Raw genomic sequence first — 24,236 nt, 5'->3', positions numbered from 1 at the left:
AGATGACCGATACGCAGCATAAGCGCTTCGAAATTCACCCTGGCCCTGCGGGCCGGCGCAGCACGGCGAAACGTCTGGCGGCGGCCGTGGTGCTGATCGGCGCGGGGGCCGGGGCCTGGTGGTATTGGGCCAATACCCCGTCCGCCCCTGCGCCCCATGCGACGGCCGGCGGATTGACCATTCCGGTCATCGCCGGGGCTGCCTCCACCCGTGATCTGCCGGTCTGGCTGTCTGGTATCGGCACGGTGACACCGCTCAACAAGGTGGACGTCAAGGTGCGCGTCGATGGGCAGTTGCAGCAGCTTTTCTTCACCGAGGGCCAGGATGTGACGGCGGGGCAGCTTCTGGCGCAGATCGACCCGCGCCCCTACCAGGCGGTGCTGGCCCAGGCGGAAGCGACCCGGCAGCGCGATCTGGCCCAGTCCGTCAATGCGCAGCAGGAGGTGGTGCGCGCGCAGAAACTGGCCTCAGCCGGAGCCGGGACATCCCAGAATCTCGATACCATGAAGGCCCAGCAAGCAGCCTTGAAGGCAACGCTGGATTCCGACGAAGCCGCCATCGACGCGGCGCAGCTTAATCTCGATTTCACGCGCGTCACCTCGCCGCTGGCCGGGCGCGTCGGCCTGCGGCAGATAGACGCCGGCAGCATTGTCCATGCAACCGATACGACCGGTCTGGTGACTGTGACTGAGATGGCGCCGATTTCGGTTCTGTTCTCGCTGCCGCAAAGCGAACTCGCGGATGTCGCGGCGGGCCAGCATAAGGGCGATCTGCCGGTCGCGATCGATTCCCGCGACGGCACGCAGCATATCGCGGACGGCAAGCTGATCTTCATCGATAGTTCGGTGGACCAGAGCAACGGCGAAATTCAGCTCAAGGCGGTTTTCACTAATACTGATCGCGTGCTTTGGCCCGGCGAATTCGTCTCCGCCCGCGTTCTGGTGCGGACGGACCGGCATGCCGTGACCGTGCCGGCGCAGGCGGTGCTGACCGGCCAGAACGGACTCTATGTCTATGTCGTAAAGCCGGATGATACGGTGACGCCGCAAACCGTGGTGACAGGCCCGACGGTGACGGGCTTCACGGAAATCCGTTCCGGCCTTCAACCCGGCCAGCAGGTGGTGCTGGACGGCCAGTCGCGCCTCGCGCCCGGCACGCATGTGACCGTGGCACCAGACGCGCCGGCAGGTGGCGGGAGCGGCACATGAGCATTTCCCGGCCTTTCATCTACCGGCGCATCGGCACCTGCCTGCTGGCGCTGGGCATGATCCTGATCGGCATCGTCGCCTATCGCGGCCTGCCGATTTCATCCCTGCCGCAGGTCGATTTCCCGACCATCCAGGTCACCGGAAAATTGCCGGGGGCCAGCGCGCAGACTATGGCTACCTCGGTCGCCACACCGCTGGAACGCGCCTTTTCCAATATTCCCGGCGTCACGCAGATGACCTCGTCCAGCTCGCTGGGGCTGACGACCATCGTGCTGCAATTCGACCTGAACCGCGACATCAACGGCGCGGCGCAGGATGTGCAGACGGAAATCAACTCGGCTGCCGGTCTGCTGCCGAAGGACATGCCCAGTCCGCCGACCTATAACAAGGTCAACCCGGCCAATGCCTCCATCATCTCGCTTGCGCTGACATCCTCGACCCTGCCGCTGACCGAGCTGGACCGCTATGCCGAGGATTTCATCGCGCAGCCCATCTCCCAGCTGCCCGGCGTCGGCATGATCGACTATCACGGCCAGCTGCGCCCGGCCGTGCGCGTGCGGATCGACCCTGAAAAGCTGGCGGGTCTCGGCCTGACGATGGAGGACGTGCGCAGCGCCATCGGCGCCGCGACGCTGGACGCGCCGAAAGGCACGCTGAACGGCGAAAACCGCGCCGTCGTCATCAATACAACCGATCAGCTGCTGACGGCGGATGCCTATCGCACGATGGTCGTCGCCTATCGCAACAATGCGCCGATCCGGCTTGAGGATATCGGCACCATCGTCAATGCGCCCGAGGATGTCTATGAAGCCGCCTGGCTGAACGGCAAGCGCGCCATCATCATCGACGTGGCGCAGCAGCCGGGCTCCAACGTCGTCAAGACGATCCAGGCCATCAAGCAGGCTTTGCCGGGCTTGCAGGCCAATCTGCCGGCTGCGGCCGTGCTGCATGTGGTGGGTGACCGCACGCAGACCATTCATGCCGCCATCAGCGATGTGCAGATGACGATGATGATCTCCATCGCGCTTGTCGTCATGGTCATCTTCGTCTTCCTGCGCAATCTCTGGGCGACGCTGATCCCGAGCATGACCATTCCGCTGTCGCTGATTGCCACCTTCGCGGTCATGTATTGCCTGGGCTATAGTCTGGACAATCTCTCGCTCATGGGGCTGACCATTGCGGTCGGCTTTGTTGTGGATGACGCCATCGTCGTCATCGAAAACGTCATGCGCCATCGGGAGGACGGCAAATCCAAGCTGCACGCGGCGCTGGAAGGTGCGCGGGAAGTCAGCTTCACCATTGTCTCCATGACGGTTTCGCTGATCGCCGTCTTTATTCCCATCCTGCTCATGGGCGGTTTGGTGGGCCGGCTGTTCCGGGAATTCGCCGTCACCATCTCGGTCGCCATCATCATGTCGGCCATCGTCTCGCTCACCGTCACGCCCATGCTCTGCGGCTGGCTGATCCAGCATGACGCGGATGCGAAGCCCGGACGCCTGTTTCTGTGGTCGGAGCGGCTGTTCGACGGCATCACAGCCGGCTACGGGCGGATGCTGGATGTGGTGCTGCGCTTTCAGAAAGTGACGCTGGCAGTGATGATCGGGACGATCGTGCTGACCGGCTGGCTGTTTGTCGGCATCCCGAAAGGCTTTTTCCCGGAAGTCGATACCGGCTTCGTGCTTGGCGTTGTCAAGGCAGCGCCCGATATCTCTTTCGAGGCCATGTCCGGCCGCATCAACGCGCTGGCGGCCATTGCGGAGAAGGATCCGGCGGTCGATACGGTGGATTACTTCATCGGTGCCACGCCCACCGTCAGCCAGGGCCGCCTTCTGCTCAACCTCAAGCCGCTGGGGCAAAGAACGGCTTCGGCCGATCAGGTTCTGGCGCGGCTGCGCAAGAAGATGGCCAAGGTCGAGGGTGTGACCATCGGCATGCAGGTGCATCAGGACATTCAGGTCGGCGGCCGTATTTCGGCGGCGCAATACCAGTATACGCTGCAAGATCCGAATGTGACGGAACTCTACCATTGGGCCGCGACGCTGGAAAAAACCTTTGGCGGCATGGCGCAATTGCGGGACGTGAGTTCCGACCAGAACGCCTCCGCCACCAGCGCCACGCTCGATATCGACCGGCAGACGGCCGGGCGCCTGGGCATTACCGTGCAGGCCATTGACGATATCCTGTACGACGCTTTCGGACAAAGGCAGGTGGCGACGCTGTTTTCGCCCACCAACCAGTATCATGTCATCGAGGAGGTCGATCCCCGCTACCAGTTGAGCACGGCGGCGCTGCAACATCTGTATGTGCGGTCATCCTCCACCAATGCGCTGGTGCCGCTCAGCCTGCTGGTCTCCGTGCATCAGGGTGTCTCGCCCATCACCATCAATCATCAGGGTCTGTTTCCGGCCGTGACGCTCTCCTTCAACCTCGCGCCGGGCGTGGCTTTGGGCGATGCCGTCAATGCCATCAACGCGGTGGAATTGCAGACCCACATGCCGGCCAGCGTGACGGGAACCTTTCAGGGCTCGGCGCAGGTTTTCCAAAGCTCCCTCAAAAGCGAGCCCTGGCTGATCCTGGCCGCCATCATCACCATCTACATCATTCTCGGCGTGCTTTATGAAAGTGCCATTCATCCGCTGACGATTATTTCCACACTGCCTTCGGCCGGCATCGGCGCCCTGCTGGCGCTGCGCCTTTGCGGGCAGGATCTGTCGATCATGGGCATGATCGGCATCATTCTGCTCATCGGCATCGTCAAGAAGAACGCCATCATGATGATCGATTTCGCGCTGGTGGCGCAGCGGGACCAGGGAAAGACCCCGTTCGAGGCCATCCGTCAGGCTTGCCTGCTGCGCTTCCGCCCGATCATGATGACGACCTTCGCGGCGCTGTTCGGGGCGCTGCCCCTGGCGCTCGGCCATGGCGCGGGTTCGGAACTGCGCCAGCCGTTGGGCATCGCCATCGTCGGTGGCTTGATCCTGTCGCAGGCGCTGACGCTGTTCACGACGCCTGTGGTCTATCTGTGGTTCGACCGGCTGCAAAGCCTGATGACGCGCCGAAAGATGGACAGGACAGAACCGTCTCTGACGTCACGGGAAATCTAGAGCGGTCAGGGTGTTAACGGAAACTGGGTCATTCTCGCGAAGGCGGGAATCTTCTCCCTTTGGCACGGCTAGGCGGCGTAGAAGATGCCCGCTTTCGCGGGCATGACGGTTGGGGAGGCGCTTCAATCCAAACCCAAAGTGTTCCAGCTGACGCTACATTGTATATTCCCAATGTTGCAAAGCCGGCGTCGTTCCGGTCGGAAATTATTGCGATATCCATCGATCATATAAGGAAATATTGAAAATACGCTCTAATCGCGACTGATTTGCAGTTGCGAATGGACCTCGATATGGGTTCCTCATGGAAAATGAAGGACCGATGCTGGCATGTTAGCGACCTTCGTCATCGGCCTGCGCGAAGGGCTGGAAGGCGCGCTGATCATCGGTATCATCGCCGCCTTCCTCCGCAACAACGGCAAAAGCCTGGTACCGATGTGGATCGGCGTCGGTCTCGCCATGGCTTTGGCGATGCTGGTCGGCGCGGCACTCGATCTGGTCGAGCAGGCTTTGCCCCAGGCCGCGCAGGAAGGGATGGAAACCGTCATTGGCGGCATCGCCCTTGTTTTCGTCACGGGCATGATCGTTTGGATGAACAAGCATGCCCGCAGCATGAAGCGGGAATTGGAAGCGCAGGCGGCGGAAGCCTTGACGCAGACCGGGGCCTTCGCACTGGCGGCAATGGCCTTTCTGGCTGTGCTACGTGAGGGTTTTGAGACATCGGTCTTCCTGCTGGCTTCCTTCTCGGCCGCGCAGTCCACCAGCCTGGCCGCTGTCGGTGCCGTGCTGGGCCTGCTGCTGGCGCTTGTCATCGGCTGGGGCATCTATGCCGGCGGCGTGCGCATCAATCTCGGCAATTTCTTTCGCGTCACCGGCGCTTTCCTGATCCTGGTGGCGGCCGGCCTGGTGATGGCCGCCTGCCGTACGGCGCATGAAGCGGGCTGGCTGAATGCCGGCCAGCAACTGGTGATCAATCTCTCCTGGCTGATCACGCCCGGCACCATCCAGTCGGCGCTGATCACCGGCATGCTGGGCGTCTATCCAGACCCGAGGCTGATCGAGGTGCTGGGCTGGCTCGCCTATCTGCTGCCGGTGGCACTTTATATCTATTGGCCACGGTCGCGCTGTCCGTCGCCGCGCAATACCGTCCGTTTGCAATGCGCCGCGGCTGGCATTCTTCTGATCAGCGCGGCAGGCCTGGCGATCCTGTATCCCGTGCCGCAGCTGCGGCTTCCCGCGCAGGCCGATGTCGTCACCATGGACGGCGATGCGCCGCGCATCATCGGCACGGCGCAATGGGTTGACGGCAGCATCCGGCTGTCTCTGCGGGAGACGGCGAAGGATGCGCCGTCAACATTGACGCTGGATCAGCTTGTCGCCCTGTCCGGCGGCCGCATTCCGGTGGGGCTGAATGCCGCCCTTCATCCTGGTCCCTTCACCGCCACATGGACCAGACACCAGTCCATCCATCTTCGCACGGCGCATGCGGTGCTGCTGGATGCCGGGGGCAGCACGACCACGATCCTGACGCTCTCCGGCAGCGGGCTTTCCCCGCCGCGCATCATCGCTTTGGCGCAGGACAAGGCCATGTATTCGGGCCAATGGCGGCTGTCGGACGCCTATGTCTCGCAGGTCCAGAACGCGCTCAACGCGGTCAGCCTGGCACGGATGGAGCGGCAGTTTTGGGCCGTCTATCTGCCGGTCGGTCTTGTCGTCATCGCTGCCCTATTTTTCATCTTCGCCCTCCGCCGGATAAGCCGATCAAGGAATGAACAAATGTCGATGACACGCTTGGCGAATCCGCTGATGGCGGGCCTGTGCCTGGCCACGGCGCTGACGGGGCTGGCCCTGTCATCCCGCGCGCAGGCGCAAACCGCCCCTGTCACGCATGATGTCGCGCAGGTCCATATCGCGCTGACTGCCGATAAGGGCGGAAGCTGTGTGATGGATCACAGCAGCGCCAAGGCCGGCCCCATCACCTTCACGGTGCAGAACAAGGCCGCCCCGGGCCTGACGGAGCTGGAACTGCTCAGCGAAGGCCGCATCATCGGCGAGCAGGAAAATCTGGCCCCCGGCCTGCCGGCCACGGCACTGACCCTGACGCTCGACGGCGGCAGCTATCAGCTCTATTGCCCCGGCGCCAATCCGGAAATGCAGACGTTCACCGTCATCGGCCGCGCGGCAGCCCAGCAGGGCGGCAACACGGCGGACCTGCTGGCGGCGGGTGCCAAAGGCTATGCCGGCTACGTCAATGGCGTGGCGGATGCCATGCTCACAGCCGTCGGCATTCTGGAAGCCGATATCGATGCGGGTAATCTGGCCAAGGCGCGTGCCGAATATCCGCTGGCGCGACCTTTCTACGAGCGCATCGAATCCGATGTGAACGGCTTCATCCTGCCGGGCTTCAAGGCGACCGACAATGCCGGCAATCTCGACTATCTCGTTGATATGCGCGCCTCTAACCTCGACCCGCAGGTCGGCTGGCACGGCTTCCACGCCATCGAGCGCGATCTGTTCCAGACCGGCCAGATCACCGACCACACCAAGGCGCTGGCCGCCGAGTTGCAGACGAATGTGGCTTTGCTGGCCAAGCTTGTCCGCACCATCAGCTTCGCGCCGGAAGATCTCGCCAATGGCGCGGCGTCCCTGCTGGAGGAGGTGCAGACAACCAAGATCACCGGCGAGGAAGAGGCGTTCAGCCATATCGATCTGGTGGATTTCGTGGGTGACGTGGAAGGCGCGCAGCAGGCTTTCGCCTTCCTCGAACCCGGCATGCAGACAATCGACCCGGCGCTGACCGAGCGCGTCAAGGCGCAATTCGCCAAGGTCATCGCCATGCTCGACACCTATCGCGACCGCAGCATCCCCGGTGGCTACGCGCTGTATACGGCGCAGGTGAAAGCCAGTGACGCGGCCAAGCTCAGCAAGGCCATTCAGGCCTTGCAGGAGCCGCTGTCCAAGATCGCGGAAAAGGTCGCGACGGCCGGCACGGCGACCAGCGCTAACTGACGGCGATGGTATAAGGCCCGAGATTGGGAATCCTCAATCTCGGGCCTTTATTCGTGACGCGGCCAAGGGATCGCGCTAGCGGAAGGCAGGGCCGCCTGATGGTGCGGCAGCGAAGGAATTGCCGATGCAAATGTCATCCGCCGAACCTGCACCCTGGGTCGCCGTTGCCTCCAAGGTTCCGGTCATTACCGGACTCTTCTGGGGCATCAAGCTTCTGACGACGGCCATGGGCGAGGCCGCTTCGGATTACGGCGTGCATCTCAACGCGCCGGTCGCGGTCGGGCTGGCCTTCGCGGGCCTTGTTGCAGCACTTCTGATCCAGTTTTCGCTGAAGCGCTTCAACGCCTGGGCCTATTGGTTCGTGGTGGCCATGATCGCCGTCTTCGGCACCATGGCGGCCGATATCATCCACAAGGCCGGCGTGCCGCATCCGGTGACGACAGCGGCCTTCGGGCTGCTGCTGGCGATTGTGTTCGTCTGCTGGCGCGCGGCTGAAGGCACGCTGTCGATCCACAGTATTTTCACAAGACGACGTGAGGCGTTTTACTGGACGACGGTCTTCGTCAGCTTCGCTTTCGGCACGGCGGCCGGGGATTGGACGGCGCATAACTTGGGCCTGGGCAATTTCGTCTCGGGTCTTGTCTTCCTTGTTCTGTTTCTGGCGCCCGCTGTCGCTCATTGGAAATTCCGTCTGAACGATATCTTCGCCTTCTGGTTTTCCTATGTCATGACGCGCCCGCTCGGCGCTTCCTTCGCGGATTGGGTCGACGGCAAGCGCGCCCATGGCGATCTTGGCTTTTCCAAAGGCTATCTGGCGATCATCCTGACGGTCGTGATTGTTTGTCTCGTCGCCTACTCAGCCAGGACGCCGCGCGACAAAACCGAAGGTCAGGGTTTTTCCGCCGGAAAGATCAGACGCACCGCAAGCCCGGGATGAGCCGCTTCCAGATCGACCCGGCCGCGATGCAACTCCATCACGGCGGCCACAAGGCTGAGGCCCAGCCCATTGCCGGCCGTGGTGCGGCTGCGCTCCGTCCGATAGAAGCGCTGCGTCAGGCGCGGCAGATCGTCAGGCGCGACGCCTGGGCCGTTATCGGCCACGGCCAGCACGGGGCCGGTGCCGCTGCCGGCTGACAGCGTCACCCGTAGGACCGTCCCGGCCGGGGTGTGGCGCAGCCCGTTTTCGATCAGATTGGCAAGCGCCTGGGTCAGCAGATCCTTGTCGCCATGAACGGTTACGCTGGCGGTGGCCTCGACCAGGATAACATGGCCGGCATCCTCGGCATCCGGCCGATAGGCGTCGGCCACGGCATCGACCACGGCTGAGAGATCAACATCGCGGAAGGCGGCGCGGCGGGCCGCGCCCTCCACCTGGGCGATGCGCAGCAGGGCCGAAAAAGTCTCCATCAGCGCTTCGGCATCGCGCAGCGCGCCGTGGATGGCGGCCTCGTAATCGGCGAGGGAGCGCGCATTCTCCCGCGCGCCGTCCAGCTTCTGATAGAGGCGGGAGAGGGGCGTGCGCAGGTCATGCGCGATATCCGAACTCACCTGCTGCAAGGTTTCCATCAGCGCATTGATGCGGTCCAGCATGCGGTTCAGCGTGCCGGCCAGACGGTCAAAATCGCTGTCGCCGCCGGTCGGGATGCGATGCGACAGGTCGCCGGCGATGATCGCCTCGGCCGCACGGCCGATGGCATCCACGCGCGCCAGAAAGGCCTGGCTCAGCAGGACGCCGCCGCCGATGCCGAGGATGACGGCAAGACCGACGACCCAGGCGAAAGCGGAAGCGATGGCTTCCTCGACTTCCGAGATGCGGGACAGGTCGTCGCCCACGCCCAGCAGCAGGCCGCCGCCCAGGTCCACCACCAGCGCCCGCAGGTGCTCCGGCGTCTCCTGGTTCAGCCCCTCTTCGGCGGCATCAAGCTCCGTCCAACCGGGATGGAGGTCAGAACGGGGGATGATCTCGCCGGCCAGAACCTGCCCGCTCGGAGCTTGCAGAATATAATCCGGCGCATCGGGCTCGCGCTCGCGCGTCTGGATAAGACTGCGCAGATGCTGAAGGCCGCCACGGGCATATTCCGATTGCAAGAAGGCCATATCGGCGGTCACGCTCGTCGTCAGCTGCTGTTGCAGGCTGCGGCGGGCGGTCAGAAATACCGCGCCGCCCAGAATGCCGGCCGAGACCACGAACAGCAGGACATAGAGCGCCGCGAAGCGGAAACTCGCCGTGCGGATAAGCCTCAAGGGCCGGGCGCGCGCAGGACGTAGCCGGAGCCACGCACCGTATGGATCAGTTCCGGGTGCCGGCCGAGATGCGAGATTTTGGAGCGCAATCGGCTCATATGGCTTTCGACGATATTGGTTTTCGGATCGAAGTGGAATTCCCACACGCCTTCCAGCAGCATGGTGCGGGTCACCACGCGGTCGGCATGGCGCATGAGGAATTCCAGAAGCAAAAATTCGCGCGGCTGAAGGTCAACCCGCTGTCCGGCGCGGCTGACGGAGCGCCGCAGCAGGTCAAGCTCCAGATCGGCGACGCGGAAGGACGTCGGCGCATTCTTCAGCGGCGGGCGGCGCGCCAGCGCCTGAAGACGCGCCAGCAATTCGGCAAAGGCGAAGGGTTTGACGAGATAGTCGTCGCCGCCCGCCTCCAGCCCCTGCACGCGGTCGCCGACGCCGCGCAGCGCCGTCAGGAACAGAACCGGCGTCTGCACATGCGCGCGGCGCACCGCGCGGACAAGGTTCAGCCCTTCCATGCCCGGCAGCATGCGGTCCACCACCATGACGTCATAGGCGGCGTTGGTGGCCTGAAAGAGGCCGTCCTGACCGTCCGCCGCGTGATCGGCCTGGTGGCCGTGCTCGCGCAGGCCACGCAGGACGAAGCTTGCCGTCTCTTCATCATCCTCGACGACTAGAACGCGCAAACCGGTAGTCCTTCGCCAGTGTCATCCTGTCGCATGATTAGCCCTTTTGCGCGGTTTGATCCATAACCTGCAACAAAGCGCCAAGTGTGGCCTCGCAGCTTGCCTGGTCCGGCTGGCTGGCGCGCAGCGCGGTCAGCGCATGGTCGATCGCCTTATCGACCTTATGCCAGTCGCGCGCGTCGCGCGGCTTCAGGCCGGCCTCGGCATCGTCCCAGGCCGTTTCAAGATCCTTGATGCGGACGCGGGCGCCATGCAGGTCGCCCTTGTCGGTCAACGTTTTGACATCGACGACGATGGCGCGGAAGGATGATAGGTCACCCAGGCTCGCGGCCGCCTGCGCGGTGACGGTCATGGCGGGGACCATCGCCCCTTCAAGCCCGGCGATGGAAAGCAGGCTCAGGCTGAGGCGAAGGGCAAGCGGAAGACGCAGCGTGTAAAAGGACATTGTGTTACTCCGAAGGAAATTTTTGATTGGAGCGCTGTCAATTCAGGGCGTGCTCAGATGCCGGCTTCGGCCCCGTCGCTATCGCGCTGTCTGCTGTCCTGCACGGTCAGCCGGACAACGAGGGCGATGATGATGGCCAGGAACACGATGCTGGTGACGATGGTACCAAGGCCGAGGCCACCATAAGTCTGCGACTGCGACAGCAGATCGCCGAGGGAGGCGCCAAGCGGGCGCGTCAGGATATAGGCAATCCAGAAGGTGAGGACGGCATTCGCGCCGATATACCAGGCGCCGGCGGTCGCCAGGATGAGCAGGCCGAAAATGACGACGCCGAGGGTGAAGCCGAGGCCGAGCGCTTCCGTTGCCAGGTCACCGGATGCCGTTCCCAGCGCGAAGGTGAACAGGATGGCCGTCCAATAGAACAGCTCGCGCCGCCGGGTGACGATGCTGTGGATGGACAGCGTCTTCTCGACCGCGAACCAGGCGAGGAAGGTGACAGCCAGAGCCACGGCGAAGACGGCAGTACTGACATAGAGGCTGACATTCAGCCCGTCGGTCAGCGCATCCGTAATCTGGGTGCCGACGACGCTGACCAGAACCACGGTCAGCCAGTAGATCGCCGGCACATAACGGCGCGCGCGTAACTGCGCGATGAGCGCGGCGGCCAGCAGCGCCACCATCAGCAGCGTCGTGGCGGTGGCGCCCAGGCCGACATTGACCGCCAGGTAATCGGCCCCGGTTTCGCCCACCGTCGTCGACATGATCTTGATGAACCAGAAAGCCAAGGTGATTTCTGGAACCTTGTTGAGCATCAGCTTCGCCCCGGACTGCACGGCCTCTCCCTTCAGATACCGGGCGAGGTCGGTGTCTCCATCGACGCAGCCGCCCTGACACCGGTTGAACGCATGGTGTGGGCTGGGCTTCTAACAGGGCGAAGATTGGGGGAAGGCGGCCGGGGGATTGGGATTGGCCAATCTGCGTCAGGCGGGCGGCCGCGCCGGCCTGGTGGCAAGGCCAAAGCTTAATGCAACATTAAATCCGCACAAAAGTAGCCATCGCAGCAAAATGTGATTGCTGCGATGCCGCAAAACTCTTGCGCGAAAGGAGGTGGGGAGCCTAGTTTCGTATTCAGCGGCGACGGCGGTCCCGGATCGTGTCGCTGCTTTCTTGGACGTTTCCTCCCTAAACTTGGCGGTGCTTCGGCACCGCCTTTTTTTTGCTCAGGGCGAAATCTCTAAAGCATGTGAAGGGTTTGTAACCAACTCAAGATCACGTCATCGCCCATGGCTGTAACCGTTTGAAAATTCTCGTAATTTCAGAAATTTGTGAATTAAAGCGTTTCATCCCTGGTCGGAATCACCTTCTATCGTCATGCCGCGGGCAGCCTCGCCCGGCGATGACAACTATCGGATCGCTTCAATCTCTATCTGAAAGACGCTAGCCTCAGCGGGCGAGCTGTCGTTTCGGGGGAGCGTCCGGGGCTAGGCTTGAACCGCTCACTATCAGCGGAAGCCTACAGCCCTATGGCGGAGAGGGTGGGATTCGAACCCACGGTACGCTTGCACGCACAACGGTTTTCGAGACCGCCCCGATCGGCCACTCTGGCACCTCTCCGCAGGGAAGCGGCTTATAGGAAGGTTTTTTGCCTTCCGCAAGCGGGCGGGGGCAAATCTCCCCTGCCGTTTCAGCCGGCCGGCTGGGCGCCCCCGGCTAGGCGCCGCCGGCTGGGCGCGGCCAGCTGGGCGGGGCCGCCCCTAGGCCATCACGTCGTAGGCGGCATAGGCCGGCTCGGGCGCGGGGGATGCCTCGCCCTGGTTTGCAGGCGCCAAAGCGGGGGGCGCGCGGTGCCCGAAGCTGATCGGTCCGAAAGGCCGCCAGCCGACGCGGGATTCCACGCGGGCGGTCGCCTCGCGCACGGCATCGGCATAGGTGTCGAAGGATTCGCGCACGCGCAGCTCGGGCATGATGATGCTGATCGTCATCTCCACGATGCCGGAGGCATTGGTGATGGGCGCTGCGATACAGGCGATGCCCTCATCCGTGCCGCTGAGCTGGCTGGCATAGCCCAGCCGCCGCGCCTCGTCGCAGAGCGCCACGAACTGGCCGGGGTCGATCGGCGCCCGGCCGGTGGCCGAGGGCACGGCGTTCTGGCGGAAAATCTCCAATTGCTCGTGCTGCGGCAGATGGGAGAGGAAGAACCGGCCCGAGACGCTCCAGTTGATCGGCACGCGGGCGCCGATGCGGGACGAGACGCGCAAGTTGCGCGAGGCCTCGGCCATATCCTGGATCACCACGAAGCCTTCATGACGGACGCAAATCTGCACTGTCTCGCCCAGGTCATTGGCCAGGCGGCGCATTTCGGTGCGCGCTTCGCGCAGCAGGTCGACATTGCGGCCATAGGCCAGACCATAGTGATACATGCGGCTGCCGAACCACACGGCGCCGGCGGCATCGCGCTCCAGCAAGCCCGCCGTCACCAAAGCGTCCACCACGCCGTAAATGGTCGAGACCGGCGCGCGGATGGCCTTGGCCAGATCATAGGCGGATGTCGCCTTACCCTCCACCACCAGACGGTCCAGCACCTGGGTCGCTCGCAGCAGTCCGCTCATGCGTGATCGCGGCGAGGCGACGGTCTCGTCGGAGAATGGATTGACGGCACCGTCCATGGCTCACTCCTATCCGCCGATCCCGGCAGAGCCAGAACCACGGCTTTTTATCGCCCGGCGACGCCGCCAGGTTACCTATTCGTTAGCTGAGCATAGATAGGGAGACAACGAGCCGAGGGCAAGAAACCTCATCTCCAGGCTGCCGTGCCTTTAGAAAATTCTAGTTTGCGTCTAGGAAATTCATGTTGCACTGCAGCATTGGTCAGATTTCCGCGGCGCGCCGCCGACGCCAGAGGCGAAACCGCCACCTATGCTGCAACGCAACATACAGAACCGGCGTCGTGTACAGCGTCAGGGCCTGCGAAATCAGCAACCCACCGATAATGGCAATGCCGAGCGGGCGACGGTATTCGTAGCCAATGCCGAAGGAGAAGGCGAGCGGCACGGCGCCCAGGATCGCCGCCAGAGTCGTCATGATGATGGGGCGGAAGCGCGCGACGGAGGCTTCCTTGATGGCGTCGACCGGTGCCAGGCCGCGCGTCCGCTCGGCCTCCAATGCGAAATCCACCAGCATAATGGCGTTCTTCTTGACGATGCCCATGAGCAGAAAGATGCCGATCAGGGCGATGATGGTCAGCGGCGTATGGGTCGCCAGCAGCGCCAGCAGCGCGCCGACGCCGGCGGAGGGCAGGGTGGACAGAATGGTGATCGGCTGGGTCAGGCTCTCATACAGCACGCCGAGCACGATATAGATCGCCAGGATCGCCGACAGCAGCAGCATCGGTTCGGAATTGGCCGATTGCTGGAACAACTGCGCATTGCCGGCGAAGCTGGTATGGATATCGGCCGGCATGAAGATATCGGCCACGGCCTGCTGCACGATCGTCTCCCCGGCACTCACCGCCGTGCCGGGCTTGAGGCTGAAGCTGACGGTCGCTTCCGGAAACTGGCCCTGGTGGCGCACGGTCAGCGGCGCGGTCGATCGTTCGAGATGCGAAAAGGCCGACAGCGGCACCTGCGTGTTGGAACCGCCCGGCACATAGACACGGTCGAGCTGCGACGGATCCATCTGCAATCCCGGCAGCGCTTCCAATACGACCTTGTACTGATTGCGCTGCTCATAGATCGTCGAGATTTCGCGCTGCGCATAGCCGTTGTTCAGGGCATCGTCGATCTGCTCCATCGTCACGCCCAGGCGCGACGCCTTGGCGCGGTCGACCACGATATTGACCTGCGGGCTGGCCTTGTCCTGGTCGCTGGAAATATCGGTCAGCTGCGGAATGGTCTTGAGCTTGTCTTCCAGCTTCAGCGCCCAGGTCTGCAATTCCGTGAGATCGCTGCCCGAGAGCACGAAATCGTAGTCGCTGGCGCTCTGCCGGCCGCCGGTGCGCAGATCCTCCTGCGGCATCAGAAAGGCCTGGATGCCTGGAATGCGGTTCAGCTTGGTGCGCAGCCGGGCAATGACGACGTCGGAACTGACTTTCCGTTCATTCATGGGCTTCAGCGAGATGAACAAGGTGCCGCGATTGAGCGAGGAAAAGCCGTTCGAGACGCCGATGCGCGATCCTACTTCGGCAATCGCCGGGTCTTTCAGGATGACGGCGACGACGCGGCGCTGCAACGTCTCCATCGCCTTGAAGGAGATCGATGGCGCGGCAATGGTCTGGCCCATCAGCAGGCCGGTATCCTCGTTCGGCAGGAAGCCCTTTGGCACGATGACATAAAGCCAGACCGTGAAGACGATGGTGCCGAGCGTCAGCAGGTTCATAAAGATGCGGTGGCGCAGAACCCAGTTCAGGCTGCGGCCATAGCCGTTGACGATGTGCTGAAAGCCGCGATCGAAGGCAGCGCCCAGCCGCCGGCCCAGTTGCCAGCGGCGCGGTGCTGTCTCCGGGCGGTGCTTGCCCATGAACCAGGCGCAGATCATCGGTGTCACGGTCAGCGACACCACCGCCGAGACGCTGACGGCGATCACCAGCGTCATAGCGAATTCGTGGAACAGCTTGCCCATGATGCCGGGCATCAGGAACATGGGCGAGAAGACCGCGATCAGCGACAGCGTGATGGACATGACGGTGAAGCCGATCTGCCCGGCACCGCGCAAGGCGGCGCGCATCGGCGACATGCCGCGTTCCACATGGGCATGGATATTCTCGATCATGACGATCGCATCATCGACCACGAAGCCGACCGAGATGGTGATCGCGAGAAGCGAGAAATTGTCGATCGTAAAGCCTTCCAGCCACATGCCGGCCAGCGTGCCGGCGATGGACAGCGGAATGGTGATGCCGGCCGCGATCGTCAGCACCGTGCGTTGCAGGAAGATGATGACGACGGCCAGCACCAGCAGCACGGTGCCCAGCAGGGTGAACTGCACATCGTCCACGCTGGCACGGATCGTCGTCGTGCGGTCGGTCAGGATGGTGGTGTGAATGCCGCTCGGCATCAGATTCAGGATGCTGGGCAGCACCGCCTTCACGCCGTCCACCGTGTCGATGACATTGGCGCCGGGCTGTTTGGTGATATCGAGCAGAATGGCCGGCTGCTGCCGGTTCCAGGCCGCCAGCCGCAGCGTCGCCACGCTATTGATGACATTGCCGAGGTCGCGCAGATGCGTGACGCCGTCTGTGCCTTTGGCGACGACCAGATTGCCGTAGTCGGTCGCGTCCTTCAGCTGGCTATTGACGACCAGCGTGTAGTTCTTGCCCGCGGCCTCGATGCTGCCGGTCGGCTGCACCACATTGGCATTGCCGATGGTTTCGCTCACCGTCTCCGGCGACAGGCCGGCCAGCGCCGTCGTCGTGGGATTGAGCTGCACGCGCACCGCCGGCTTATCGGCACCGCTTTCCGTCACCTCCGCGACGCCATTCACCTGCGCCAGGCGCTGCGCCAGGATCGTATCGACCGAGTCGAATATCTGCGCGATGGACAGCTTGTCCGATGTCAGCGCAATCGTCATCACCGGCGCGTCGGATGGATTGAACTTGCGGTAATAAGGCGCGCTCGGCAGGTCCGACGGCAGATCGGCCTCGGATGCGTTGATCGCCCCCTGCACATCGGCGGCGGCGGCATCGATATTCCGGCTGACGTCGAAGATGCAGATGATGGTGCTCGATCCGGTCGAGCTGGTGGACGTCAGTTCATTGATGCCGGGTATCTGGCCTAAATGCCGCTCCAAAGGGGCCGCAATGGAATTGGCCATCGTCTCGGGGCTGGCGCCCGGACGGCTCGCGAAGACGACGACCGCCGGCAAATCGACATTGGGGAGCGACGCGACAGGCAGGAATTTATAGGCGACGGCGCCCGCGATCAGCAGGCCGATCGCCAGCAGCATGGTGCCGACAGGGCGGCGGATGAAGGGGGTGGAGAGCGACACGCGGGGTCAGCCGGTCTGGCTTGCCGCGCGGCGGCGGCCACTGCGGGGCGCGAAGCGGGCGCGCAGCCCCTCGAAGGCCAGATAGATCACCGGCGTCGTATACAGCGTCAGCAGCTGGCTGAGCACGAGGCCGCCGACGATGGTGATGCCCAGCGGCCGGCGCAGTTCCGAACCCGCGCCACCTTCCAAAATCAGCGGCAGCGCGCCCAGCAGCGCCGCCATGGTCGTCATCATGATCGGGCGGAAGCGCAGCAGGCAGGCTTCCAGAATGGCGGCGGCCGGGGTCTTTTTATGGGCGGCCTGCGCCTCGATCGCGAAGTCGATCATCATAATCGCGTTCTTCTTCACGATGCCCATCAGCAGCACCACACCGACCAGCGCCACGATGGAGAGGTCGTTGCCGGTCAGCATCAGGGCCAGCAACGCGCCGATGCCGGCGGAGGGCAGGGTGGAGATGATGGTGATCGGGTGGATGGTGCTTTCGTACAGCACGCCCAGCACGATGTAGATGACGACGACGGCCGCCAGAATCAGCCAGGGTTCGGAAGCCAGCGAGCTGTTGAATTCGGCGGCGTCGCCCTGATAGCTGCCATTGATGGTCGACGGCACGCCGAGTTCCGTCTCCGCCTTCGCAATGGCCTGCACGGCCTGACCCAGTGACGTGCCGGGGGCCAGATCGAAGCCGATGGTCGCGGCCGGGAACTGCTCGTCATGCATGATGGCCAGCGGGGTGATGGTCCGCGTCACCTTGGCGAAGGCGGCCAGCGGCACCTGGGACGACGTGCTGGTGCTGGTGCCGGTCGATTCCGTGGTCGTTGCGGTGGCGGTATTGGACCCGCCGGAGCCGACGGAGGTGCTGGAGCTGGTCGAGCTGTTCGAGGTATTGGTGGTGGAACTCGTGCTGCTGCTGCCGCTTTCGACATTGCCGGGGAAAAACAGCATGTCCAGCACGTCCGGATTGCTGGCGAAGGCCGGGGCCACTTCCTCGATCACGCGATACTGGTTGGTCTGGCCGTAGATGGTGGAAATCTGCCGCTGCCCGAAGGCATCGTCCAGAATGTCTTCCACGGTCTGGACATTCACGCCCAGGCGCGCGGCCTGGACGCGATCGACATTGATATTGATGCCGGCGCCGTCATTCTGAATGTCGCTGTTGACATGCGCGATTTCCGGCAGGGTTTTCAGCTTGTCCACCAGCTTCGGCACGAAGGCGTTCAGCTCATCCGTATCCGTATCCGTCAGCAGATACTGATAGGCGGTGCGGGTGATGCTGGTGCCGAGATTGATGTCCTGCACCGGCACGAAATAGACTTGAAGGCCCGGCAGATCGGCCACGGCGTCGCGCAGCTTGTCGATGATCGCGGCCACGCCTGGCCGGTCGCCGATCGGCTTCAGCGTGATGGTGATTTGGCCGGAATTGGGTGTCGCATTATCGGTGCCGGTGCCGACATTGGAGACGACATTCGTGACGCCCGCGACATGGCGGAATTCCGCCGCCGCCTGATTTTGCAGCTTGACCATTGCGGGGATGGAAACGGTCTGCGACGCCTCGGTAATGGCGATGACCGACCCGGTATCCTGCGTCGGCAGGAAGCCCTTGGGCACGACCACGTAAAGCACAACGGTTCCGACCAGGGTGCCGACCGCGATCAGCAGCACCAGGGCCTGACGGCGCAGCACCCAGATCAGCGTGACGCGATACAGGCCGAGCAGCTTCGCGAAACCGGCTTCAGCCATGCGCGCCGGCCAGGCAGGCTTGTTCTCGGAAGCCGGTTTCAGAATGCGCCCGCACATCATCGGCGTCAGCGTCAGCGAAATCACCGCCGAAACGATGACCGCGACCGACAACGTAACGGCGAATTCATTGAACAGCTTGCCGACCACGCCCGTCATGAACAGCAGCGGAATGAAGACGGCGATGAGCGAAATGGTGAGCGAGATGATGGTGAAGCCGATCTGCTTCGCGCCGCGATAGGCGGCCTCCAGCGGCGGATGCCCTTCCTCGATCAGGCGCACCACGTTTTCGATCATGACGATGGCGTCGTCGACCACGAAGCCGGTCGCAATGGTCAGCGCCATCAGCGACAGGTTGTCGAGGCCGAAACCCAGGAAATACATGATGCCGAAGGTGCCGATCAGCGACAGCGGCAGCGCGAGACCGGGGATGATGGTGGCGCGGACGGAGCCGAGGAACAGATAGATTACCAGCACCACCAGCAGCACGCTGAGCAGCAGCGTGAACTGCACGTCGCGGACGGAGGCGCGGATGGTCGTCGTGCGGTCGCTGACCAGCGTGACCTTGACGCCGCCGGGCAGCGTCTGTTCCAGCTGCGGCAGCATCTTCTTCACGGTATCGGCGGTCGCGACGATATTGGCACCCGGCTGGCGCTGAATGGAAATCACCACCGCCGGCTGCCCGTTATAGCGGACATCGGTCTGGTTGTTTTCCATGGACGTCACGACGGTCGCGACGTCCCGCAAGCGCACCGGCGCGCTGTTGCGCCAGGCGATGACGAGATCGGAATAGTCCTTCGCGGTCTCCAGCTGGTCATTCGCGCCGACGGTCACCGCCTGGGACGGACCGTCGAACCCGCCCTTGGACCCGTTCTGGTTGGCATCCGTCACGGCGGTGCGGATGTCTTCCAGCGACAGGCTATAGGCGGCCAGCCGCGCCGGGTCGGCCTGAATGCGGAAGGCCTGGCGCAAGCCGCCCAGCACGGTTACCTGACCGACGCCGCTGATCTGGCTGAGCTTTGGTTGCAGCAGCGTCACCGCGTCATCCGCCATCGTGTATAGCGGCACGTTCTTGGACGTCAGCGCGAAGGTCACGATCGGCGTATCGGCCGGGTTCACCTTGGCATAGACCGGCGGATAGGGCAGCGAGGTCGGCAAGGTGCCGGCGGAGGACTGGATAGCCGCCTGCACGTCCTGCGCGGCATCGTCGATATCGCGCGACAGCGCGAATTGCATGACGATCTGGCTGAGGCCCTGGCTGCTGGTGGACGTCATGCCGACCACGCCCTGGATTTCGCCGAACTGACGCTCCAGCGGCGCTGTGATCAGCTTGGAGATCGTATCCGGGCTCGCACCGGGCAACTGCGTCGTCACTTCGATGGTCGGGAACTCGACCTCGGGCAGCGAGGAGACCGGAAGCTCCATATAGCCGAGCAGGCCGGCGAGCAGCACCGCGACCGCCAGAAGGGAGGTCGCGATGGGGCGAGCGATAAAGGGAGAGGAGACGCTCACTGCGCGGTCGCCGCCTTATCCGCGCCCTTCGGGCTGGCGTCGCCCGTCTGCTGGTCAGCCTGGCCGGTCGTCGCTTTGGGCGTCACGACCTTGACCTTCGAACCGTCGCTGAGGCGCGATCCGCCTTCCAGCACGACCTTGTCGCCGGCGGCGAGGCCGTTCTGGATGACGGCCAGTTTTTCGTTCTGCTGGCCGAGCGTGACGGAGACCTGCTTCACCGTGTTGTTCGCTTGCAGAACATAGACGAAGCTCTGGGTCGGGCCGGTCTGCACGGCGGCCGGCGGCACCGTCAGCGCATCCTTCAGCACCTGCACGGTCAGATGGGCGGTGACGAAGCCGCCCGGCCAAAGATGCTCGTCCGCATTCGGGAAATAGGCTTTCAACTTCACCGTGCCGGTGGAGCTGTCGACCTGATTGTCGATGACGCTGAGCGTTCCGGTCTCTTCCGGGCCGGACCCGTCGCCTTCCGGCACGACGGACAGGGGCAGGGCGCCCGCCTTGGACGCGTCGATGATCTGGGGCAGGTCTTGCTGCGGCAGGGTGAAGACGACGCCGATGGGCTGGATCGTCGTCAGCGTCACGATGCCCGAACTGCTGCCGGCCGAGACGATATTGCCGATATCGACGTCGCGGACGCCTAAGCGGCCGTCGACCGGCGCGGTGATGGTGCAATAGTCGAGATTGGTCTGGGCCAGGGCGATGGCGGCCTTGTCCTGAATGATCAGAGCCTTGGTCTCGTCGACCGTTGCCTGCTCATCCTCGGCGGTCTGTTTCGAGATATAGGACGTGCCGGACAGCTGGCGGTAGCGCGTCAGATCGCGCAGCGCGCCGGCCAGCGTCGCCTGATCCTGCGCCAGCTTGCCGCGATCCTCGTCCAGCGTCGCCTGATAGGTGCGCGGGTCGATCACGGCCAGCACGTCACCTTTTTTGACGGTCTGCCCTTCGGTGAAATTGATCGAGACGATCGGCCCGGTCACCATCGGGCTGATGGTGACGGTATTGGACGCCTGCACGGTGCCGATGCCGGTCAGCACCACCGGCACATCCTGTTTCGTGACCGGCACGACAGTGACGGGCGTCACGTCGTTCGGCATGGCTTTGCCGCCGCGCTTCTGGGCATGGGCCTGCGGCACCATAAGTGTCAGCGCCGTGGCACCCAGCAGGGAGAGCAGAAGAGCGCGCGCAAGGCGCGGGCCGTGCTTTTGGTCCGTCATGGTCAGGCTCACGGGATGATCGAGGGGTTGATGGCGGGCACGGGATGGGCGGTCGCGGGTTCGGCTTGCTGCCAGCCGCCGCCCAGCGCCTTGAACAGCGCGACATAGGCTTCCAGCCGAGCCAGCTGCACGGTGACCAGCGTATTCTCGTCGGTGAGCTGCGTCTGCTGGGCGGTGATCAGCGTCGTGATATCGGCGGTGCCGGCATCGAGCTGCGCACGGGATACGGTGGTGGACAGCCGCGCCTGCTGCACGGCCTGCTGTTGCAGATCCTGCTGCTGCTGGGTGTAGTTCACCTGCGTCAGCGCCGTTTCGACATCGGTATAGGCTTGCAGCACGGCTTCCTGATAGGAGGCGGCGTCTTCCTTTGCGAGACCGCGATCCTCAGCCACCTGACCGGACAGTTCGCCATTGTCGAACAGCGTCTGGGTCGCGCTGGCGGCAGCATTGATGATCAGCGATTGCGGCGCGATCAGCCCGGCGATGGCACCGTTCTCCCAGCCGATCGACCCGGACAGGGTGAGGGAGGGGAACAAGGCGGCACGGGCGGCGCGCGTCGTCGCCACCGCCGATATCAGCGTGGCTTCGGCTTCCGCCACATCCGGGCGGCGGCGCAGCAATTCCACGGGCAGGCCGGGCACCACCGCCGGAGAGGTCAGGGTGGACAGCGTGCCAGGGTCGATCGTGATCTCTTCCGGCGGCCGGCCGACCAGAATGCCCAGCGCGATGACTTCCTGCTTTTCCTCGGAAATCAGGTTCGGGATATCGGCGCGCTGCCCGGCCACGAGCGCCGCCTGCTGTGCGACGTCCAGCACCGAGGAATAGCCGGCAGCCAGCCGGCCTTGCTCGACCTTCAGCAGATCCTCGGCGGTTTTGAGATTGGCCTGCGCCACCCGCAGCTGGTCCTGATAGGCGAGTGCGGCGAAATAGGTATCGGCGACTTCCGAGACGACGGTCAGCGCCGTCACTTCCGCGGCGTAGCGGGCCGACATGGCGCTCGCCTCCGCCGCATTGAAGGTCGCGCGGTTCTTGCCCCAGAAGTCGATTTCGTAGGAGGCCGACAGCTCGGCGCTATAGGTGCGCGTATCGGTAATGCCGCCGCCGCCGGTGGAGATGGTGCCGTTGGAATTGACCACGGCATTGGTGCCGCTGCTGCCGGTATTGACCTGGCTCCAGTTGACGCCGGGCGCAGTGCTGAGCGTCGGCAGCAAGGCCCCGCCGGCCACCCGTACGGCGCCGTCAGCCGCTTCCACGGCCGCAATGGCGCCCTGGATCGTATAGTTATGGGCTTTCGCCTCTTCCATCAGCTGGTTGAGCTGGGGCGAGCCGAAGCCCTCCCACCAGGTCGCGGAAGGCCAGATCGGCGCCGGTCCGGTGGCGGAGGCGCTCTGCGCGCCGGGCGCGGTGAAGACCGCCGGCACGGCGCTCGCCGGCCGATGATAGTCGGGTCCGACATCGCATCCGGCCAGGGGAAGAAGGGTCAGCAGGCCGATGGGGCCGAGCATCAGGCGGCGGTGGGAAAAGATCACGCAATCCTCTGTACGGCGATGTTCATGACCGGGGCCGATTGCCCGGGCCTAAGGCCGGTTTGTAACGGAGCTATGTCCGCGATCTCTCTGGCGGGAAGAAGGCAGTGCCGCGAATACCTCACGCCTGAGCCTTTGCCAAAGCCCCCCGCGCCAGCGCCCATCGGTTTCCCACAGATAATCCTGCGATGCTGGGCCCAGAGTCGCGGGTGGTGCGGGAAGCACCATGCCCAGACCGGCGCGGAGCCCGCGCAGACCCTGGCAGGGCAAGCCAATTCTGAGGCTTTTCAGTAGGTAAGCGATCAGAAGCGGCAGCTGCCCGGCTGGTCCGCGACGCCATTTCCGGGCGACATAGACACGGTTGCGCACGAAGAAAAACCACCGCCTCTCCCCCCAATTCATGCGCCCTGCGGTCGCGCGCTTGTGATGCACCGCAATATCCCCGGCATAGAGCAAGCGCCAGCCGGCGGCGACGGCCCGCAAAGCGAAATCGAATTCCTCCCAGGTGAAAATCAAAACCGGGTCGTAACCACCAAGCTGGTTCCAGGCCGTGCGGCGGATGGCATGGCCCGCGCCCACGAAGGTTGCGCAGGCGAATCGCTCAGCAGCGCGAGGGCGCAAGGCATCCGGGTAGCCCCAGGCCTCGCTATCGTCGGTGTGGCCATCGCCGTCCAGAATGCGAAAGGCGACAACCGCGCAATCCGGCGCGGCGCGCAGGGTGCCGACGGCCTGCGCCGCCGTAGCGGCGGTCGCGAAAGTCGCATCATTGTCGAGGCCGATGATGACATCGCCCCGGCCGCAGGCGCTGGCGCGATTGCGGCCGCCAGCGACGCCCAGATTGCGGTCGCCGGCGAGCAGAATTGCGTCCGAGCGCCCCGCGATCAGGTCGGCGAAACGCGCCAGAGTTTCTGGGGTCGAACCCTGGTCAAAGATGATGAGATGGCGGCTGAGGCCGGTCTGGGCCAGGGCGGAGCGGATCGCCGCCTCGGTCTCATCGGCGCGGTCCAGGCTCAGGATGACGATATCCGCGTCATAGCTGCCGGCCGCAGGGGGCTGGCCGGCGATGACGCGGCTTTCCGTCACGTCGAACGAAGGGCGGTTTCGGTCATCGGTAGACGACGCGGCGGGACATCACGAAATTGATGCCCATCGCCACGATCGACCCGGCCGCGAGGGGAATAACCGGATGCCGCACGCAGAGGGTGCTGGTCGCGATCAGCGCGATATAGACGCCACGGTTCAGCGCGAAGCCGACCGCATTCGTGGCCAGATAGCGCAGCCATTCGTGATGCACGGCCCCGGTGCTGGCGCCGCGAAAGGTCCAGACGCGATTGAGGAACCAATTGGCGGTCGCGGCCACAAAAAAGGACAGCAGGCCAGCCAGGATCAGGCCCATGCCGAAGACGAAATGCGCCGTATAGACAAAGGCATTGTCGACCAAAAAGCCGCAGACGCCGACGACGCCGAATTGCAGGATCTGCCGGGCCAGCGGGCCATGCCGGTCCAGCAGGCTATTCAGCCTGTGCTTCGGATCGGCAGGGGGGCGCGGCAGGGTGGTCGCGTCAGGCAAAGGGCGGTCTT

15 protein-coding genes and 1 tRNA gene are annotated in these 24,236 nt (G+C 63.9%); 4 read left to right on the top strand and 12 right to left on the bottom strand.

Annotation, left to right across the window (positions count from 1 at the left end):
- Positions 1-2 precede the first annotated feature (2 nt).
- From ASILVAE211_RS12775 to ASILVAE211_RS12760, 4 genes are all read left to right on the top strand, one after another.
- Entirely contained in the window at positions 3-1,208 is a 1,206-nt protein-coding gene (locus tag ASILVAE211_RS12775) for an efflux RND transporter periplasmic adaptor subunit (protein WP_227321712.1), read from the top strand.
- Entirely contained in the window at positions 1,205-4,312 is a 3,108-nt protein-coding gene (locus ASILVAE211_RS12770) for an efflux RND transporter permease subunit (RefSeq protein ID WP_227321711.1), read from the top strand. Before ASILVAE211_RS12775 ends, ASILVAE211_RS12770 begins: the two co-directional genes overlap by 4 nt.
- Before the next feature lie 327 nt (positions 4,313-4,639).
- A complete protein-coding gene (gene efeO / locus ASILVAE211_RS12765; protein WP_227321710.1) occupies positions 4,640-7,318 on the top strand; it encodes an iron uptake system protein EfeO in 2,679 nt (892 codons plus the stop codon).
- A 124-nt stretch (positions 7,319-7,442) separates the two neighbouring features.
- Positions 7,443-8,255 carry a COG4705 family protein gene (locus ASILVAE211_RS12760; protein ID WP_227321709.1) on the top strand — a complete coding sequence of 271 codons (813 nt, stop codon included), beginning with the start codon at positions 7,443-7,445 and terminating at the stop codon, positions 8,253-8,255.
- Here the strand turns inward: ASILVAE211_RS12760 and ASILVAE211_RS12755 are convergent.
- The 12 genes from ASILVAE211_RS12755 to ASILVAE211_RS12700 form a co-directional block, all read right to left on the bottom strand.
- Positions 8,207-9,562, bottom strand: coding sequence for a sensor histidine kinase (locus ASILVAE211_RS12755; protein WP_227321708.1), 1,356 nt, complete (start codon positions 9,560-9,562; stop codon positions 8,207-8,209). The two genes, ASILVAE211_RS12760 and ASILVAE211_RS12755, sit on opposite strands and share 49 nt — an antisense overlap.
- On the bottom strand, positions 9,559-10,242 hold the full coding sequence (locus tag ASILVAE211_RS12750) for a winged helix-turn-helix domain-containing protein (RefSeq protein ID WP_227321707.1): 684 nt from the start codon (positions 10,240-10,242) through the stop codon (positions 9,559-9,561). The genes ASILVAE211_RS12755 and ASILVAE211_RS12750 overlap by 4 nt, the downstream gene beginning before the upstream one ends.
- 37 nt (positions 10,243-10,279) lie before the next feature.
- Positions 10,280-10,687 (bottom strand): hypothetical protein, encoded by a 408-nt coding sequence (locus tag ASILVAE211_RS12745; RefSeq protein ID WP_227321706.1) that lies wholly within the window; start codon positions 10,685-10,687, stop codon positions 10,280-10,282.
- A 53-nt stretch (positions 10,688-10,740) separates the two neighbouring features.
- The gene (locus tag ASILVAE211_RS12740; RefSeq protein ID WP_227321705.1) at positions 10,741-11,520 is read right to left on the bottom strand and encodes a COG4705 family protein; all 780 of its coding nucleotides are present in this window, start codon (positions 11,518-11,520) and stop codon (positions 10,741-10,743) included.
- 691 nt (positions 11,521-12,211) lie between these two features.
- Positions 12,212-12,301, bottom strand: a tRNA-Ser gene (locus ASILVAE211_RS12735).
- A gap of 140 nt (positions 12,302-12,441) precedes the next feature.
- Positions 12,442-13,353: an IclR family transcriptional regulator gene (locus tag ASILVAE211_RS12730; RefSeq protein ID WP_227321704.1), complete on the bottom strand. Its 912-nt coding sequence runs from the start codon at positions 13,351-13,353 to the stop codon at positions 12,442-12,444.
- 202 nt (positions 13,354-13,555) lie between these two features.
- Positions 13,556-16,669, bottom strand: coding sequence for an efflux RND transporter permease subunit (locus tag ASILVAE211_RS12725; protein ID WP_227321703.1), 3,114 nt, complete (start codon positions 16,667-16,669; stop codon positions 13,556-13,558).
- Between the two features lie 6 nt (positions 16,670-16,675).
- A complete protein-coding gene (locus ASILVAE211_RS12720; protein ID WP_227321702.1) occupies positions 16,676-19,915 on the bottom strand; it encodes an efflux RND transporter permease subunit in 3,240 nt (1,079 codons plus the stop codon).
- Positions 19,912-21,129 carry an efflux RND transporter periplasmic adaptor subunit gene (locus ASILVAE211_RS12715; protein ID WP_227321701.1) on the bottom strand — a complete coding sequence of 406 codons (1,218 nt, stop codon included), beginning with the start codon at positions 21,127-21,129 and terminating at the stop codon, positions 19,912-19,914. Before ASILVAE211_RS12715 ends, ASILVAE211_RS12720 begins: the two co-directional genes overlap by 4 nt.
- A gap of 8 nt (positions 21,130-21,137) precedes the next feature.
- On the bottom strand, positions 21,138-22,658 hold the full coding sequence (locus ASILVAE211_RS12710; RefSeq protein WP_227321700.1) for an efflux transporter outer membrane subunit: 1,521 nt from the start codon (positions 22,656-22,658) through the stop codon (positions 21,138-21,140).
- Positions 22,659-22,706: 48 nt separating this feature from the next.
- Positions 22,707-23,738 carry a glycosyltransferase family 2 protein gene (locus ASILVAE211_RS12705; RefSeq protein WP_227321699.1) on the bottom strand — a complete coding sequence of 344 codons (1,032 nt, stop codon included), beginning with the start codon at positions 23,736-23,738 and terminating at the stop codon, positions 22,707-22,709.
- Between the two features lie 22 nt (positions 23,739-23,760).
- Positions 23,761-24,225: a GtrA family protein gene (locus ASILVAE211_RS12700; RefSeq protein ID WP_227321698.1), complete on the bottom strand. Its 465-nt coding sequence runs from the start codon at positions 24,223-24,225 to the stop codon at positions 23,761-23,763.
- Between the last annotated feature and the right edge of the window lie 11 nt (positions 24,226-24,236).

It is taken from the genome of Acidisoma silvae, assembly GCF_020618775.1.
GTDB lineage: Bacteria > Pseudomonadota > Alphaproteobacteria > Acetobacterales > Acetobacteraceae > Acidisoma > Acidisoma silvae.
The sequence above is the reverse complement of the archived record's forward strand: the minus strand, read 5'-3'. Positions and strand labels throughout refer to the sequence as shown.

What these genes read in the sequence shown, in the direction of transcription:
- ASILVAE211_RS12775 (WP_227321712.1), top strand. Translation starts at nt 3, where the DNA reads ATGACCGATACGCAGCATAAGCGCTTCGAAATTCACCCTGGCCCTGCG.
- ASILVAE211_RS12770 (WP_227321711.1), top strand. Translation starts at nt 1,205, where the DNA reads ATGAGCATTTCCCGGCCTTTCATCTACCGGCGCATCGGCACCTGCCTG.
- efeO (WP_227321710.1), top strand. Translation starts at nt 4,640, where the DNA reads ATGTTAGCGACCTTCGTCATCGGCCTGCGCGAAGGGCTGGAAGGCGCG.
- ASILVAE211_RS12760 (WP_227321709.1), top strand. Translation starts at nt 7,443, where the DNA reads ATGCAAATGTCATCCGCCGAACCTGCACCCTGGGTCGCCGTTGCCTCC.
- ASILVAE211_RS12745 (WP_227321706.1), bottom strand. Translation starts at nt 10,687, where the DNA reads ATGTCCTTTTACACGCTGCGTCTTCCGCTTGCCCTTCGCCTCAGCCTG.
- ASILVAE211_RS12730 (WP_227321704.1), bottom strand. Translation starts at nt 13,353, where the DNA reads ATGGACGGTGCCGTCAATCCATTCTCCGACGAGACCGTCGCCTCGCCG.
- ASILVAE211_RS12715 (WP_227321701.1), bottom strand. Translation starts at nt 21,129, where the DNA reads ATGACGGACCAAAAGCACGGCCCGCGCCTTGCGCGCGCTCTTCTGCTC.